This is a genomic window from Photorhabdus thracensis, from assembly GCF_001010285.1.
In the GTDB taxonomy this organism is placed as follows: domain Bacteria; phylum Pseudomonadota; class Gammaproteobacteria; order Enterobacterales; family Enterobacteriaceae; genus Photorhabdus; species Photorhabdus temperata.
Genome location: NZ_CP011104.1, coordinates 2196687 through 2211916, shown reverse-complemented (window position 1 = coordinate 2211916; position 15230 = coordinate 2196687). Strand labels below are relative to the sequence as shown.

Sequence of the window (15230 nt, the reverse complement as noted above, 5' to 3'; positions counted from 1 at the left end):
TATCTAACTCTGACTTTCGATAGTTTTTGACATTTTTACGAGATTAAGTTAGATCAAATTTATGTATACCCTATGGATTTCAAGATGCATCGCGACGGCAAGGGAACGAATCCCCGGGAGCATAGATAACTATGTGACCGGGGTGAGTGAGTGCAGCCAACAAAGAGGCAGCGTGAAAGATGACGGGTATATAAATATTTCAATGGAGATGTAATAAGTCTATATAAAAATTAAACAATTTATACCAAGATTATGTAGGATTACATTAAAAAATGGAAAGTCAATGGAAATGTTATCTACTGAAAAAAAATATTTAAAAGAAACGAACAATCAAATATTACCAGTCCATTCAACATTGCTACACGAGAATTCACCATCATTTACTGTCCAAGGTGAAACCTCTCGTTGTGACCAAATTATTCAAAAAGGTGATCACGCGCTAATAGGGATAAGCCCCTTTAACTCACGTTTTTCAAAGGACTATGTAGTGGACCTTATTCAGTGGTCAAGTCATTATTTCCGACAAGTTGACATATTGTTACCTTGTGAACGTGAAGCTTCACGCCTTTTAGTTGCTAGTGGAGCTGAGAATGCTAAGAACCTATCCCAAAAGGAATTGTCATGTTGTATAATATTCTAGAACGGATAATTTCTGAAGGTATAGAGAGTATGACAAACAACAAATGGCGGCTCAGTGATGAGCTTTGGGAAAAAATGATGCCACTTATCCCCGAACATAAAACTCAGCATCCGCTAGGTACACATCGCAAACGGGTTGATAACCGCGCCGCTATGGATGCCATCTTCTTTGTGCTCAGAACAGGCTGCCAATGGAATGCCCTGAATGCAACAGGAATATGCTCGTCAAGTTCGGCTCACCGTCGTTTTCAGGAATGGCGTGACGCCGGCGTTTTTGAACGCTTCTGGCAGAACGGTTTGCTGGCCTGCAAGCACCTCGCGATCATCGACTGGTCGTGGTTATCACTGGATGGTTGCATGACCAAATCCCCTTTAGCGGGGACAAAAAAACAGGTCGTAACCCCACAGACAGAGGGAAACAAGGCGTAAAACGCAGCCTCATGACCGAGGCTAACGGGCTTCCTCTTTCACTCGTTGTTGGCGCAGCAAACACGCACGATATCAAACTGGTTGCAGATACGCTCGATGCACTTCAGACAGGCAAGCCGGGTAAAAAGGTCAGGCTGTGTCTGGATAAGGGATATGATGCTAAATGGCTGAAAGACTATCTACGAAGTCGGCATTACGAGCCGCATATTCAGTCTCGCAAGGAGGAATCAGATGCCTGCCAAAATACGGACTTTAAAGCTCAAAGATGGGTTATCGAGAGGACGCATAGCTGGATGAATCGCTTTCGTCGGATACTGATCCGATGGGAAAAGAAGGTCGAAAACTATGAAGCTATGTTACATTTTGCCTGCGGGATTATAGTCTGGAACAAAATCCTATTGGGATAGGCTCTAATACTACAGCCGTACTTATCCTGAGGGTGGGCTCCCCCCTCTGCGACGGTAGTGACACTGCTGAGCACGGTACTGGTGCCTCCGCCTCCAGAGAGACCAATGCAGAATGTGTTCAACGACATCTTGGGTTTTCCACATCAGTCGTGATAGTAGCCTGCGCAACTCCGGGACGCTCAACGCAATCAGCCCCGGCACCGTTTTTTTTCTCCTGCACCCGCAAGGCTACCAGCACCGCGTGGGCTAACAAGGACAGCGTGATGTGGCGATACCAGCCCTGCCAGCGCCGCACTTCGTATTGCGCCAGACCGCACTCCCCCTTGGTGGCTTCGAAACCCGTCTCTATCTCCCAACGCCGGCCCGCCACCTGCGCCAGCGTCTTGAGCTTCGCCTTCTTTCGTGGGGCATACACCACGTAGTAGGCTAATTCCTGTTTCTCATCACGACTGCGACGCACGAGCAGGTAGTGACCGAAACGCCGTTCTTCCCGCGTTAATTGCAGGCGCCACAGCGGGGTAAACGCCCAGTCGTATCGACGTTCGCCTTTGGCGCCGGTTCCCGCAGACCGGCACTTCCAGGCTCGGGGCGTCAGCGATTTGGCGATGGCCTGCGCACTCATGAACACCGGTCCCTTCCACCACAGCGGCTCATTCCGGGCGACGCCCAGTACAAAGGGCTGTTGGCGCGACTCCAGCCAGACCCGCAGGCGGCGGTCACCGCCATAGACACTGTCGCCCGCGACCCAGCCACAGGGGACGCCGGCATCCAGTGCCCGCTCAAGCATCCGGCGGGCCAGCTGGGGTTTCGTGGCAAACTTCACTTCCGTGGGGATACCCGCCGCCTCACGCCGTGGCGGGTCATCAACCCACTGACGGGGCAGATATAACTCCCGGTCAATGAAGGCACTGCCCCCACCGCCGGCATAGCACAGGAAGACGCCAATCTGGCTGTTCTCCACCCGTCCGGCGGTGCTGCTGTACTGGCGCTGTACGCCGGCGGAGTACTGCCCTTTCTTGATGAATCCGGTCTCATCGACAATCAGCACGCTGTTGTCATCCCGCAGGTGGCCGACAACGTAGTCACACAAGATATCGCGGGCCGCGTCGGCATCCCACAAGGCACGTTCAAGCAGATGCTGTACCCCGTCAGGCGTGGCTTCGCCCATCCACTCAGCCAGTTGCCAGCCGTTCTTGCGTTCGACGTTGCTGAGGAGTCCCTTAAGGTAGGCCAGACTGCGCTGTCGGGGTTCGGAGCGCTTGAACAGGGGAGCTAAACGGGCGTGTAATGTATCCAGCTCCTGTGTCCACAGGGTCAACGGTGTTTGCATCGAATCTTTCGCTATGTTGGCATGAGAACTTGGCGCATTATGACACAATATCTATCTACGGCTGTAGTACTAAGGCTATCAAGAAAACACAGCGCGAAATTAGACGTCTTTTATGTAACCTTGATTATGCTATTTCCACAGAAATGTTAAAAAGTAAGCAAATCAGAGTTATTCAATTTTGTGACTTTGCACTAAACCATGACTACCAATCTCTTAAAACACAAGTTGAAAACGCGTTTAATGAATCAGAATCTTTTAAAAAAATCTGCCTTAATATGGCCTTTCAAGCCATAAAAGGGAGACTAAAAGGTACCGGGCAATACTTTGGTCCAATTGACCTACAATTAGTATATAAAGCGTTACCATATATTTTCGCTGAAATTCCCTTTTACCTCGATACCCCTCGATTACTTGGGGTAAAGTATTCTACGTTACTTTATCACCGTCCTTGGCCAATCGGAAAAGGGTTGTTTAACGGCAGTTATCCTATACAAGTAGGAGATAGACAAAGTTACGGAATCGTCACTCAACCATAAAATACAAACAGTCTGATGAAATAGTAATTGTATTTAAAGTTAATAAGCTCTTAGTACCCAATATCTTTAGAAAGGAAGCAAAATAATGGCTAAATTAAGTTCTTTTAGTATTCACGATCCTAAATTCATAAAAAATCCTTATGATTTTTACGATATCTTGCATAAACAAGATTTAGTTTATTTTGAACAATCCCAAAATAGCTATTTTATTGGCAAATATGAGGATGTTGACGCTATTTTAAAATCCTCAATTTTCAATACTCAGCCATTAACTGCACTTGCCGAACCAGTTATGGGGGATCGCGTTCTTGCTCAAATGGAAGGTGAAGAGCATGCGTGTAAACGAAAACTCATAATGCAAGGACTTTCAAGAGATTATTTTAATCGCTACTACGAACCCATGATTCGAAAGATTACTGAAGATCTCTTACAACCTTATATGGAAAAAGGAAATATAGATATTGTTAATGACTTTGGCCGCGATTATGCCGTATTAGTAACATTAGGTATTCTCGGACTGCCAAGTGATAACTATCGTGATATAGCTGAATGGCACAAGGGTATCGCCAGTTTTATTACCCAGTTTGACCAAACAGAACCAGAAAAAATGCACAGTCTTGAATGTAGTCAGAAATTAATTCGCTTACTAAAGCCTATAATAGATCAGAGACGGTGTAATCCCAGTGAGGACATTATATCTATATTTTGTCAAGATACAGCGATGTCCATGAGTGAAATTACAGCACTGTGTTTAAACATTCTATTAGCTGCTATAGAACCTGCTGACAAGATATTAGCAATGATGCTTAATCACTTAATATCTAATCCAAGTATGCTTGATGCAGTGCTCAAAGATCGCAGTCTGGTTCGAGATGCATTTGAAGAAACTTTACGTCTGACATCACCGGTACAGCTAATTCCAAGAGAAGCGGGTGAAGACGTCACTATTTCTGGTATCGATATACCTAAGGGAACCTCTAAAAACTTTTCACAGCCACAAAATTGAGTAAAATGTAGGCACAGTACATCTCTGCAAGGTAGCGCTGTCATGATACCGCCTCGTTCTGCTTTAAAAAAAGACAAGCTGGCATCCGAATATCACCGTCGAAAAATCGATGAATTAGGTGATCCGCTACTTGTTCTTGATAAGTATGTTGATTTCTCGGCACTGGCTGACACCATAGACCTTGTCGCGCCACGTATTATTTCTCCCAAAGGTGGACGCCCGCCATTCCCGACTGAGGTGATGGTTCGCATCATTATCCTGAAACATTTCCATAATCTTTCCGATGAAAAGATGGAATATCAATTGCTTGACCGAATGAGCTGGCAACGTTTTTGTCGCTTGACCGATGTCATTAATATTCCAGACCGTAACACGATTTGGTGTTTCGAAAAACGGATTGGCCAGGCAGGTGCCAGAGCGTTGTTTGAAGAGGCGAAGCATCAGCTTTCGACACAGGGATTCATTCCTAGAGGGGGTCAAATCATTGATGCCACGTTGATTCCAGTTCCTAAGCAGCACAATAAGAAGGAAGAGAATGAACAAATCCGTCAGGGTAAAACCCCGGATAACTGGACAGCAAACAAACGATGCCAGAAAGACACCGAGGCAACCTGGACGAAAAAGAACGGTAAAAGTTATTTTGGCTATAAACTGACCATTAATGTCGATACAAAATATAAAGTGATCCGCCACATCGCGACAGGAACCGCAGCTGTCCATGACAGCCAGTTTTTTGAAGCCGTTTTGGATCGGTCAAATACAAGTCGGGACATTTATGCTGATAAAGGGTATGCCAGCCAGATGCGTGAACGTGAGCTGAAGGAACAGGGCTATCGTGTTCATATTCAGAGGAAAGCGTCACGCAATAAGCCCTTATCAGACTGTCAGAAAGGCCGAAATAAGAAAATAGCGAAAACCCGGGCACGAGTAGAACATATCTTTGGCTCATTCTCTCAGATGGGTGAAAAATTTATCCGAACGATAGGCCAGCTGCGAGCCACTTTTGCGATGACTCTGAAGGCAACCTGCTATAATTTACAACGTTTGGTTTATTTTGGAAAATCCGGCATTCATGCCTTTTAATTCCGGTATGTGATGAAAAAGCGATGAGTTTATTTTTTCCCCTGAAAAAGCAAGAAAAAGTCATACACAATAAGGTCATTTATTGGTGAGTGCAAAATTGATCTTATTTTTTGTATTGAGAGTTTTTAGAGGTTCCCCTAAAGGCGCTGTAATATTTTGTATGATTGGCGCAGCTAATCGCGATCCATCGGTTTTTCACAAACCAAATGAATTTGATCTATATCGAAGAAAAAATACAACTTCTCAACAGAAAACAAATCGAAAAAGACATTTAGCTTTTGGTGCAGGTACTCATGCCTGTGCTGCGGCTGCATTTTCACTTAATCAGTTGGAAGTTGCATCCAATATTATTTTGGATCGCCTGCACAATTTACGTTTTGCTAAATAACATTTCATAATTTTGCTACACATGGCCTTCTTCAACCCATTGTTATATATAGAATTATGAGTAGTATAAGATGTAGCGCTATTTTGGAATCTTATTTAGTAATGATCATTATCAAGAAACAGGAGTGTATACACGAGGACCCGCTAAACTCCTTTTGAGTTTTGATCCAATAGCATCGTCTGCTGTCAAGGAATAGTCGCCCTTATCTGAAAATCACTATGGAAGCGATGGAATATAAGGGATGCCGGAAGTGAGTATCCCTTGAAACAATCAGGAGATATATCCTATGGATTTCAAGATGCATCGCGGCGGCAAGGGAGTGAATCCCCGGGAGCATAGATAACTATGTGACCGGGGTGAGTGAGTGCAGCCAACAAAGAGGCAACTTGAAAGATAACGGGTATACCTACATTTTATTATCGAAAAGAGGAGACTCATGATGATAAGTAAAGTCAATAATAAAGTAAATTAAACGGGCTACCTGATACATTGACACCTTGATGTTCAAGGTATACGATGCCGTTATGAACAAGCCAAAGAAAACACTTAACACAGTTGGACGAGCAACAGTGGACTACACTGATCGAATGTATTGGAATGGCATCATTAAGATGAGCTTATCCAAATTTTTCATTCTCAGTGTTCTACAACAACGGCCTATGCATGGTTACGAAATTGCCCGAGAGGTTGAACATTCTACCCAAGGGTGTTGTTCACCTACCGAAGGTACAATTTATCCGGTGCTGCGTGAATTTGAGCAGGGGGAGTATGTAACGGTACACAATGAAACCGTTGCAGGCCGTGGACGCAAAGTATACACATTAACAGATAAAGGGCGGACAGCTTTTACTGTCGCTGTAGAAGCTTGGATGGAAGTCGCCGCACATATCAATCGTCAGCAATGACGATTTTTTTTGACTTAATACATTGGACATCTATGCATTGATCAGGAATATGAGGAATCTATTGTCAATCTGGCGCCAAATTACCGAAACGTAATATCAGCCTATTAATGATTTAATTTGGAGGAAATAAATATGAACGAACAATCGATTAAACAGCGAATCAAAGACATACAACACTATTATGGCAAAACCCTGTCTAGTAGAGAGGAGCTTGCTGTAAATGTATGCACAGTGGACAGCACCACTTCAGACCGAATCAAAGAAATTCTTAAGCTTATTCATCCTGATGTACAGAGGCGTTTTTATGGTTGTGGTACGCCTTTTCCTCCCTTGCTAGAAGGAACGACAGTATTAGACTTGGGATGTGGGAGTGGGCGTGATTGTTTTATTCTGTCTCATCTCGTAGGTACTGAGGGTAAAGTTGTTGGTATTGACGCAACGGCAGAACAAATCGAATTTGCCCAACGTTTTGTGGATTATCATCGTCAAATCTTTAACTATTCATCCACCAATGTGCATTTTCAGCAAGGCTATATCGAGTCACTAGAACAACTTAATTTACCACCTGAAAGTATAGACGTTATCGTTTCAAACTGTGTCATCAATCTATCTGTATCTAAAGCAAGTGTGTTGGCTGGTATGGCCCGTTTACTCAAATCGGGTGGTGAAATCTATTTTTCTGACATTTTTTTAGATAGAAGACTGGACCAATCACTGAAAAATGACCAACAGATGGTTTGTGAGTGTATCGGTGACGCATTGTACTTTGAAGATTTCATACGGCTAGCAAGAACAGCCGGTTTTAATGATGTTCGTGTCATTAATAGCAGTTTGAAATCCATCAACAATAAGGAGATTGAGGCAAAACTAGGCGGCGCAAAATTGTATTCAATGACGCTGAGGCTGTTCAAATTAGATTTAGAAGACCGTTGTGAGGATTATGGTCAAGTTGCCATTTACAAAGGCAATTTACCCGATGCACCGGATCAGTTTGTGCTTGATCGAGAACATATTTTTGAGACAGGCAGAGCAGTCCCTGTATGCCGCAATACCGCCGATATGATCACCAAAAGTCGTTACCATACATTATTTGATTTAATAGGTGATGGGAAAAAACATTATGGCCTTTTCAACGGTGGAAGGGCGAAGCATTTTGATGCTGATAGCAAAGTTATGCAAGTTTATGCACCAAGTGGCTGTGGTTGTTAGAGTAAATGCTTCCAAATAGCAAAAAGCCTTACAGCAATCACTGTAAGGCTTCTCTATTTCTTTAAGTCTGCGGCTTATTTGACAGCCCCGAACTCTAAATTGGTCGGCGAGAGAGGATTCGAACCTCCGACCCACTGGTCCCAAACCAGTTGCGCTACCAAGCTGCGCTACTCGCCGAAAACGAGACGAATCTTACTGCGCTCGCTACAGGCCGTCAATACCTTTTTGATAACCAGAGATTAGTTGCTGATAAAAACAACTGAACCTCAGTTATGTCGCACTTTCTCACGGATTTCACAGAAATACGTCATTAGGTAAAAAATAATGTTGTAGCTAAATCTGGACTTTCTTTTTTCTAACTAAGAGCCTATCTCAATAGGCGTAATTGTTGCAGGCAGTTTGAACACGGACAGCGCGGAAAAACCGGAGCGTACACGTAGTACGTGAGGATTTTGAGCACTGCCCAGGTTCAAAATGGCAAATAAAATAGCCCTATTGAAATAGGCAGTAAGTTATTTTAACCTGCTACCCAGTGCCCCTAGAAAGGTTTATTCATCAAATAGGTCAGAATGTCTTCCTGTTCGTTCAAACCTAACGACATCACCAACTACTTTGTAAATCAATAACCAATCAGGCTCAATGTGAGCATCACGAAACGCCTTCCATTCACCACGGAGAAGATGATCCTGATAGTTAGCAGGCAATGGTCTATTATCAATCAACAAACGCATTAGGACCTTAAGTTTGTTCATATCTTTGCCACGTTTTTGTGCGGATTTCACATCACGCTTAAATTGACTTGAATATCTTGGCTGACGCATCAGATACCAAGCTGATCGAATAAATCGTCAGCATCCTTTGCTTGATGAATGTCTTCACCACGATCACTCTTAGCCAAAGTTTCGGCAGTCAATTTATTAGGTACTCTCATTTCAAACGGTAATGCTTTTTCCTTCGCAACTTTAGTCAAGGTGATACGCACAAGATCAGATATGGTTAACCCCATACCAGCCAAAACTTCGGTAGCTTCTGCTTTTAATGTCTCATCGATTCTTGCCCGAACAAATGCATTTGCAGCCATAAATCCCCCTTTTAATTTATAAATAAAATGTAGCTCGAATGAGCCACAAAATCAAGGTTAGAGGTATTAAGTTCCGGCTATCGCATTTCACAACAGCCGGAATTGACTATTTCAGGTCACTATTGCAGTAACGAAATATCCGCAACTTTCAGGAACAGGTCCCGCAATTCACTTAACAAAGTTAAGCGATTCACGCGCACCTGCTGGTCTTCATCCATTACCATTACATTGTCGAAGAAAGCATCGACAACTTCACGCAGAGAAGCCAATTCAATCAGAGCTTCCTGATAGTGCCCTTCGGCAAACAAAGGCGCCAGCTTATCCTGTAAAACTATCAGATGCGTTGCCAGTTTCACCTCTTCTGGCGCTTTCAACGTAGAAACATCTACTTTCTCGTTCAATGTCTCTTCAGACTTAGCCAGAATGTTAGAAACGCGCTTATTCGCCGCGGCCAACGCTGCGGCTTCATCCAATGTACGGAAATGAGTGACCGCTTTAACACGGGCATCGAAATCAGCGGGTTGGGTTGGGCGGCGCGCCAGTACAGCCTGAATGGTATCAATGCTGTAACCCTGCTCCTGATACCAGGCACGGAAACGGCCAAGCATAAACTCAACCACGTCATCAGTAACTTTGGCATTCGTCAGCTTGTCGCCATACAGACGAACCGCTTCTTCTGTCAATGCCTGTAAATCCAATGGCAATTTTTTCTCAACGATAATACGCAAAGCCCCCAGCGCAGCACGACGCAGTGCAAACGGATCTTTATCGCCTTTCGGATGCTGACCAATGCCAAAAATACCCGCCAGAGTATCCATTTTGTCCGCAATGGCTAACGCACAGGAAATACCCGTAGAAGGCAATTCATCACCGGCAAAACGCGGCTGATACTGCTCATTCAGCGCCAGAGCAACCTCTTCCGCTTCACCGTCATGACGGGCGTAATGCATTCCCATCACACCCTGCGTATCGGTGAACTCAAATACCATGTTGGTCATCAGGTCACATTTGGACAACAGACCCGCACGGGTGGCGTGATTAATATCAGCGCCAATCTTCTCTGCAACCCAGCCAGCCAAAGCCTGAATACGATCCGTCTTATCGCGCAATGTACCAAGCTGTTTCTGGAACAGAACGGTTTCCAAACGAGGCAAGTTGTCTTCCAGACGCTGTTTACGATCCGTCTTAAAGAAGAATTCCGCATCAGCCAAACGAGGACGAACCACTTTTTCGTTACCAGAAATGATTTGTTGCGGATCAGAAGATTCAATGTTGGCAACAAAGATAAAGTTCGCCATCAACTTGCCCGCATTGTCGTAAACCGGGAAGTATTTCTGATCACCTTTCATGGTGTAAACCAGTGCTTCTGCTGGTACTTCGAGGAATTTCTCTTCAAATTTCGCTGTCAGCACAACCGGCCATTCAACCAGCGAGGTGACTTCTTCCAACAAGCTGTCACTAATATCCGCAATGCCACCCAGTTTAACCGCCGCTTGTTCCACATCCTGTTTGATGAGCGCCTTACGGGTTTCATAATCCGCGATCACTTTACCGCGTTGCTGCAAAATTGCCGGATACTGTTCCGCATTGTCAATCGTGAATTCAGGCTCACCCATAAAACGATGGCCACGAATGACGCGTGCAGATTTAATACCCAGAATTTCGCCTTCAATCAGTTCATCACCAAACAACATGGTAACGGTATGCACCGGGCGAACAAACTGAGTCTCTTTATCGCTCCAACGCATCAGTTTAGGAATTGGCAACTTACTCAGCGCGTGATTGACCATACCCGACAATAGCTCTGTTGCACGGCGGCCTTTTACCAGCGCGCGATACAGTAACCATTCGCCTTTATCTGTCACTAAACGTTCAGCCTGAGAGGCCGTGATACCACAACCACGGGCCCAACCTTCAGCTGCTTTTGTCGGTTTGCCTTCCGCATCAAATGCCTGAGCAATCGCCGGGCCACGTTTTTCCACTTCACGGTCAGCCTGCGCTTCATCCAGATTAGCTACTTTCAGCGCCAGACGGCGCGGCGCGGCAAACCAGCTCACTTCACCATGAGCCAGATTCGCGTTATCCAGTTCTGCCGCAAAATTAGCCGCAAATGCTTCAGCCAATGAACGAAGAGCCTTCGGCGGCAACTCTTCTGTGCCGATTTCCACCAGGAAAGTCTGTTGAGTCATGACAGCCTCTTAGTTCTGATTCTTTTTACACATAGGGAAACCCAGTGCCTCGCGGGAGGCATAATAAGCTTCTGCAACAGCTTTAGTCAGGGTGCGGATACGCAGGATATAGCGCTGACGTTCAGTCACCGAGATAGCTTTACGGGCATCCAATAAGTTGAATGTATGACCCGCTTTAAGAATACGTTCATAAGCCGGCAGAGGCAGCGGCGTTTCCAGCGCCATCAGATCCTGCGCTTCTTTTTCATATTGCTCGAAGCAGCTAAACAGGAAATCGACATCCGCATACTCAAAGTTATAGGCGGATTGTTCCACTTCATTTTGATGATAAATATCACCATAAGTGGTTTTACCCAGTGGGCCATCACACCAAACCAGATCAAAAACACTGTCTACGCCCTGGATATACATTGCCAGACGCTCAAGACCATAAGTAATTTCACCAGTGACTGGTTTACACTCAAGGCCACCTACCTGCTGGAAGTAAGTGAACTGAGTCACTTCCATGCCATCAAGCCACACTTCCCAACCCAAACCCCAGGCACCCAATGTCGGGTTTTCCCAGTTATCTTCAACAAAACGGATATCATGAACCGTCGGGTCTAACCCCAACTCTTTCAGAGAAGCCAGATATAATTCCTGAATATTGTCTGGTGATGGCTTAATAATGACCTGAAACTGATAGAAATGTTGCAAGCGATTCGGGTTTTCACCGTAACGGCCATCCGTCGGACGACGGGAAGGTTGCACATAAGCCGCAGCAATTGGCTCCGGGCCAAGTGCACGCAGGCAAGTAATTGGATGAGAAGTACCCGCGCCGACTTCCATGTCCAGTGGTTGGACAATGGTGCAGCCCTGGCGCGCCCAATAATCCTGTAATGTCAGGATCAGCCCCTGAAAGGTCTTGATATCAAACTTTTGCATGTTGGATCCGCACGCGATACATATGAATTTGAAAGGAAGTCGGTCAGTATACCCTTTGACCTTAAGATATACAGCCCTGAATTCGCTCTCAATTCCTCCCTGAAATAAAAAAATCTTAATCTGGCTATTTTACTTGTATGTATATACAGTTAAAGTACAGTCAATTATTAACCATCAACATCGGGAATAATCATCATGGAATTAACACGCTGTAATTGGGTGACCTCTGATCCTGAATATCTGTCTTACCATGATAATGAATGGGGAAAACCACAAAAAGATAGCCAGAAGCTGTTTGAAATGATCTGTCTGGAAGGCCAGCAATCTGGGCTGTCATGGCTGACTATCCTGAAAAAACGCGAAGGCTATCGCCAATGTTTTCATCAGTTTGATCCGGTAAAAATTGCCGTCATGGATGAAAATGATGTGGTACGGTTGATGTTTAATCCCGCTATTGTCCGCAATCGCGCCAAAATTAACGCCATTATCAATAACGCGCGAGCATATCTTAAAATGCAACAACAGGGTGAGGAATTCAGCGCCTTTATCTGGCGTTTTGTTGATAACAAACCGATTATTAATCAGTGGAAAACCATCACAGAGGTGCCGGTAAAAACAGATCTTTCAGATGAGTTATCACAAGCACTGAAAAAAAGAGGGTTCAAATTTATCGGCAGTACCACTTGCTATGCATTTATGCAGGCAACAGGCTTAGTCAATGACCATATAACTGACTGTTTATGTAGAAAATAAATTCAGTGAATTACAATAGCACCAAGATTAACGCCAATAATAAAACTGGATATTAACCAAACATTTAGCTCTTTATTTTAAATGTTAAATTAAATGCCATATTAAATAATTAATAGTCATAATTTTCCAGATTGCACCTCGATAATGCGAAGGGTATGGTGTTATTTCTTCTAATTTAAATAACACACCGACAACGAACACGGCTATGATTTTTTCTCAATTCGGTAACAAGTTTACACAAGACGCAGGTATAACCCGCCTGATGAATGACCTTAATCAAGGGTTGCGGACACCCGGTGCAATTATGCTGGGCGGTGGTAATCCGGCACATATCCCGGAAATGGATGACTATTTTCAGCAATTACTGACTGAAATGGTCGCAAGCGGCCAACTCACGGAAACACTATGCAACTATGATGGCCCTCAGGGTAAAGATACGCTAATTCGAGCATTGGCAGAGATGCTGCGCGAAAAACTTGGCTGGGAAATTGGTACACAAAATATAGCCCTGACCAATGGCAGCCAGAGCGCATTTTTCTATCTGTTTAACCTGCTGGCCGGGCGCAGTGAAGATGGTTCCACCCGTAAGGTACTATTTCCACTGACACCGGAATATATTGGTTATTCTGACTCAGGGCTGGATGAAGGCTTATTTGTTGCCAATAAACCCAATATTGAATTATTGCCAGAAGGCCAATTCAAATACCGTGTTGATTTTGACCATCTCAATATTACCGAAGATATTGGCCTGATCTGTGTTTCTCGCCCAACCAACCCAACGGGTAACGTCATCACTGACGAAGAATTGCAACGGCTAGATTATCTCGCTCAACAACACCAAATTCCACTGCTAATTGATAATGCTTACGGCGTACCCTTCCCAGGCATTATTTTTAGCGAAGCCACGCCATTATGGAATCCCAATATTATTCTGTGCATGAGCTTATCCAAATTAGGGCTGCCCGGCTCCCGCTGCGGCATCATTATTGCTAACGATAAAATCATCAATGCCGTCAGTAATATGAACGGCATCATCAGCCTCGCACCGGGCGGCGTTGGGCCAGCAATGGCGCTGGAAATGATCCGACGTAATGACCTTCTTCGCCTGTCACAGGACGTTATCCGCCCGTTCTATCAACAACGGGTTCAGGACGTCATTCATATTATCCGTCGTTACCTGCCGGCGGAACTTTGTCTGATCCATAAACCAGAAGGTGCCATTTTTCTGTGGCTGTGGTTTAAAAACCTGCCAATAACAACAGAAACGCTTTACCACAGGCTGAAAAAGCGCGGTGTACTGATGGTTCCAGGTCACTATTTCTTCCCAGGGCTCGAGCAAAACTGGCCACATGCTCACGAATGTATGCGCATGAACTACGTTCCTGATCCGGAAAGTATCGAAAAAGGGATTGCGATTCTGGCAGAAGAGATTGAACTGGCACATCAGAAAGTCGCCTGAAACCAGCAATAAAAAAGCTCCTGCATGAAAATGCGGGAGCCAAATGACAACGAGGACTTTTACATGATTATTATCAGAATTTGTAGAGTGCTTGGTGCAAAGAAGAGAAAGAAACATTCCTTGTCTGCCCCCTCTCCTTCAGCAGTATCTATTTAATCAGAAAATTCTCAATCTAATGGCTTGAATAGGCCGGTTTTTGTGCGTTTACTGATAGCTAATGCAAGAGTGCATTATGCATTAATGAGACTTTCAGCCGATATGCCAAATTGCTTTATTCTTAAAGGATGTTTGAAAAACGAGCTACACAAATCATTATGATGATTTGAGTCGTTTCTTATTCATCAGAAGAATAGGAAAAAACGTGTTACATAAAAAATTCACTATTCTCAGGTATTAATGCTATGGTCAAAGTTGCATAGCGTGATTATAGTGATGATGTAAAAGCCCTTAGCTAAAGAACTTAGGGGAATAGAAGCCACCCAAGCAACCAACGCAAGAGCGAAGTATTCCGGCTGTTTGACCATACGAGATCAATAGAACCGATGAAGAGTAATAAATTAATTCTATTTTGTGTCACATTAGGATGGCTGTTAACCAGCGGGTGCACAAGCATTATGACCCATTCAGGGCCTAGCCGTGGTTATTATTCCGGCGCTAAGACGAATATTGAAATGCTGAAAGATAATGATACCGGCTGGGTAATGAAACCATTGCTGGCTATTGATCTGCCTTTTTCTGCGCTACTGGATACCCTTTTATTACCGTATGACTATATAAAATCTGATGAGGATCAATCAGCAAGTTCACCAAAAGAACGAATCGAAAAAATAGAAAAAGCACAACGTCAAACCAAAACCAATTAATTGATAATCCGTTCCGGTTTATTTATTGC

At 44.3% G+C, this 15230-nt stretch carries 15 protein-coding genes, 1 tRNA gene and 1 pseudogene; 11 read left to right on the top strand and 6 right to left on the bottom strand.

What is annotated here, in order from left to right; translation table 11 throughout:
* Nucleotides 1-283: 283 nt before the first annotated feature.
* Nucleotides 284-640, top strand: coding sequence for a tRNA-dependent cyclodipeptide synthase (locus VY86_RS09495; RefSeq protein ID WP_338012147.1), 357 nt, complete (start codon nt 284-286; stop codon nt 638-640).
* Nucleotides 641-669: 29 nt separating this feature from the next.
* Nucleotides 670-1475 (top strand): annotated as a pseudogene (locus tag VY86_RS24085) (IS5 family transposase).
* A 118-nt stretch (nt 1476-1593) separates the two neighbouring features.
* Here VY86_RS24085 and VY86_RS09480 read toward each other — a convergent pair.
* Nucleotides 1594-2805, bottom strand: coding sequence for an IS701 family transposase (locus VY86_RS09480; protein WP_238591651.1), 1212 nt, complete (start codon nt 2803-2805; stop codon nt 1594-1596).
* Here VY86_RS09480 and VY86_RS09475 point away from each other — a divergent pair.
* From VY86_RS09475 to VY86_RS09450, 6 genes are all read left to right on the top strand, one after another.
* Entirely contained in the window at nt 2796-3341 is a 546-nt protein-coding gene (locus tag VY86_RS09475; protein ID WP_238591650.1) for a tRNA-dependent cyclodipeptide synthase, read from the top strand. The genes VY86_RS09480 and VY86_RS09475 overlap by 10 nt on opposite strands.
* Nucleotides 3342-3426: 85 nt before the next feature.
* Nucleotides 3427-4347: a cytochrome P450 gene (locus VY86_RS09470; RefSeq protein ID WP_238591649.1), complete on the top strand. Its 921-nt coding sequence runs from the start codon at nt 3427-3429 to the stop codon at nt 4345-4347.
* Between the two features lie 45 nt (nt 4348-4392).
* Nucleotides 4393-5430, top strand: a complete 1038-nt coding sequence (locus VY86_RS09465; RefSeq protein WP_046976644.1) for an IS5 family transposase — start codon at nt 4393-4395, stop codon at nt 5428-5430.
* 85 nt (nt 5431-5515) lie between these two features.
* A complete protein-coding gene (locus tag VY86_RS09460; protein WP_238591615.1) occupies nt 5516-5818 on the top strand; it encodes a cytochrome P450 in 303 nt (100 codons plus the stop codon).
* A gap of 611 nt (nt 5819-6429) precedes the next feature.
* Nucleotides 6430-6723, top strand: coding sequence for a PadR family transcriptional regulator (locus tag VY86_RS09455; protein ID WP_052760808.1), 294 nt, complete (start codon nt 6430-6432; stop codon nt 6721-6723).
* Nucleotides 6724-6855: 132 nt separating this feature from the next.
* Complete coding sequence (locus tag VY86_RS09450; RefSeq protein ID WP_223121375.1) at nt 6856-7932, top strand: methyltransferase domain-containing protein; 1077 nt, start codon at nt 6856-6858, stop codon at nt 7930-7932.
* 100 nt (nt 7933-8032) lie between these two features.
* Here the strand turns inward: VY86_RS09450 and VY86_RS09445 are convergent.
* From VY86_RS09445 to glyQ, 5 genes are all read right to left on the bottom strand, one after another.
* Nucleotides 8033-8109 (bottom strand) — tRNA-Pro (locus VY86_RS09445).
* Nucleotides 8110-8480: 371 nt separating this feature from the next.
* Nucleotides 8481-8753: a type II toxin-antitoxin system YafQ family toxin gene (locus VY86_RS09440; RefSeq protein ID WP_046974780.1), complete on the bottom strand. Its 273-nt coding sequence runs from the start codon at nt 8751-8753 to the stop codon at nt 8481-8483.
* Nucleotides 8753-9013 carry a type II toxin-antitoxin system RelB/DinJ family antitoxin gene (locus tag VY86_RS09435; protein WP_021325378.1) on the bottom strand — a complete coding sequence of 87 codons (261 nt, stop codon included), beginning with the start codon at nt 9011-9013 and terminating at the stop codon, nt 8753-8755. The genes VY86_RS09440 and VY86_RS09435 overlap by 1 nt, the downstream gene beginning before the upstream one ends.
* Nucleotides 9014-9132: 119 nt before the next feature.
* Nucleotides 9133-11202, bottom strand: coding sequence for a glycine--tRNA ligase subunit beta (gene glyS, locus VY86_RS09430; RefSeq protein ID WP_046974779.1), 2070 nt, complete (start codon nt 11200-11202; stop codon nt 9133-9135).
* 9 nt (nt 11203-11211) lie between these two features.
* Nucleotides 11212-12126, bottom strand: a complete 915-nt coding sequence (glyQ, locus tag VY86_RS09425; protein WP_046974778.1) for a glycine--tRNA ligase subunit alpha — start codon at nt 12124-12126, stop codon at nt 11212-11214.
* A 195-nt stretch (nt 12127-12321) separates the two neighbouring features.
* Between glyQ and VY86_RS09420 the strand changes: the two genes are divergently transcribed.
* The 3 genes from VY86_RS09420 to VY86_RS09410 all read left to right on the top strand — a co-directional run bounded on the left by VY86_RS09420 (nt 12322) and on the right by VY86_RS09410 (nt 15201).
* Complete coding sequence (locus tag VY86_RS09420) at nt 12322-12879, top strand: DNA-3-methyladenine glycosylase I (protein WP_046974777.1); 558 nt, start codon at nt 12322-12324, stop codon at nt 12877-12879.
* A 205-nt stretch (nt 12880-13084) separates the two neighbouring features.
* The gene (locus VY86_RS09415) at nt 13085-14338 is read left to right on the top strand and encodes a valine--pyruvate transaminase (RefSeq protein WP_046974776.1); all 1254 of its coding nucleotides are present in this window, start codon (nt 13085-13087) and stop codon (nt 14336-14338) included.
* A gap of 542 nt (nt 14339-14880) precedes the next feature.
* Entirely contained in the window at nt 14881-15201 is a 321-nt protein-coding gene (locus VY86_RS09410; RefSeq protein WP_046974775.1) for a YceK/YidQ family lipoprotein, read from the top strand.
* Nucleotides 15202-15230: the final 29 nt, after the last annotated feature.

What these genes read in the sequence shown, in the direction of transcription:
- VY86_RS09495 (WP_338012147.1), top strand. Translation starts at nt 284, where the DNA reads ATGGAAATGTTATCTACTGAAAAAAAATATTTAAAAGAAACGAACAAT.
- VY86_RS09480 (WP_238591651.1), bottom strand. Translation starts at nt 2,805, where the DNA reads ATGCAAACACCGTTGACCCTGTGGACACAGGAGCTGGATACATTACAC.
- VY86_RS09470 (WP_238591649.1), top strand. Translation starts at nt 3,427, where the DNA reads ATGGCTAAATTAAGTTCTTTTAGTATTCACGATCCTAAATTCATAAAA.
- VY86_RS09455 (WP_052760808.1), top strand. Translation starts at nt 6,430, where the DNA reads ATGAGCTTATCCAAATTTTTCATTCTCAGTGTTCTACAACAACGGCCT.
- VY86_RS09450 (WP_223121375.1), top strand. Translation starts at nt 6,856, where the DNA reads ATGAACGAACAATCGATTAAACAGCGAATCAAAGACATACAACACTAT.
- VY86_RS09440 (WP_046974780.1), bottom strand. Translation starts at nt 8,753, where the DNA reads ATGCGTCAGCCAAGATATTCAAGTCAATTTAAGCGTGATGTGAAATCC.
- VY86_RS09435 (WP_021325378.1), bottom strand. Translation starts at nt 9,013, where the DNA reads ATGGCTGCAAATGCATTTGTTCGGGCAAGAATCGATGAGACATTAAAA.
- glyS (WP_046974779.1), bottom strand. Translation starts at nt 11,202, where the DNA reads ATGACTCAACAGACTTTCCTGGTGGAAATCGGCACAGAAGAGTTGCCG.
- glyQ (WP_046974778.1), bottom strand. Translation starts at nt 12,126, where the DNA reads ATGCAAAAGTTTGATATCAAGACCTTTCAGGGGCTGATCCTGACATTA.
- VY86_RS09420 (WP_046974777.1), top strand. Translation starts at nt 12,322, where the DNA reads ATGGAATTAACACGCTGTAATTGGGTGACCTCTGATCCTGAATATCTG.
- VY86_RS09415 (WP_046974776.1), top strand. Translation starts at nt 13,085, where the DNA reads ATGATTTTTTCTCAATTCGGTAACAAGTTTACACAAGACGCAGGTATA.
- VY86_RS09410 (WP_046974775.1), top strand. Translation starts at nt 14,881, where the DNA reads ATGAAGAGTAATAAATTAATTCTATTTTGTGTCACATTAGGATGGCTG.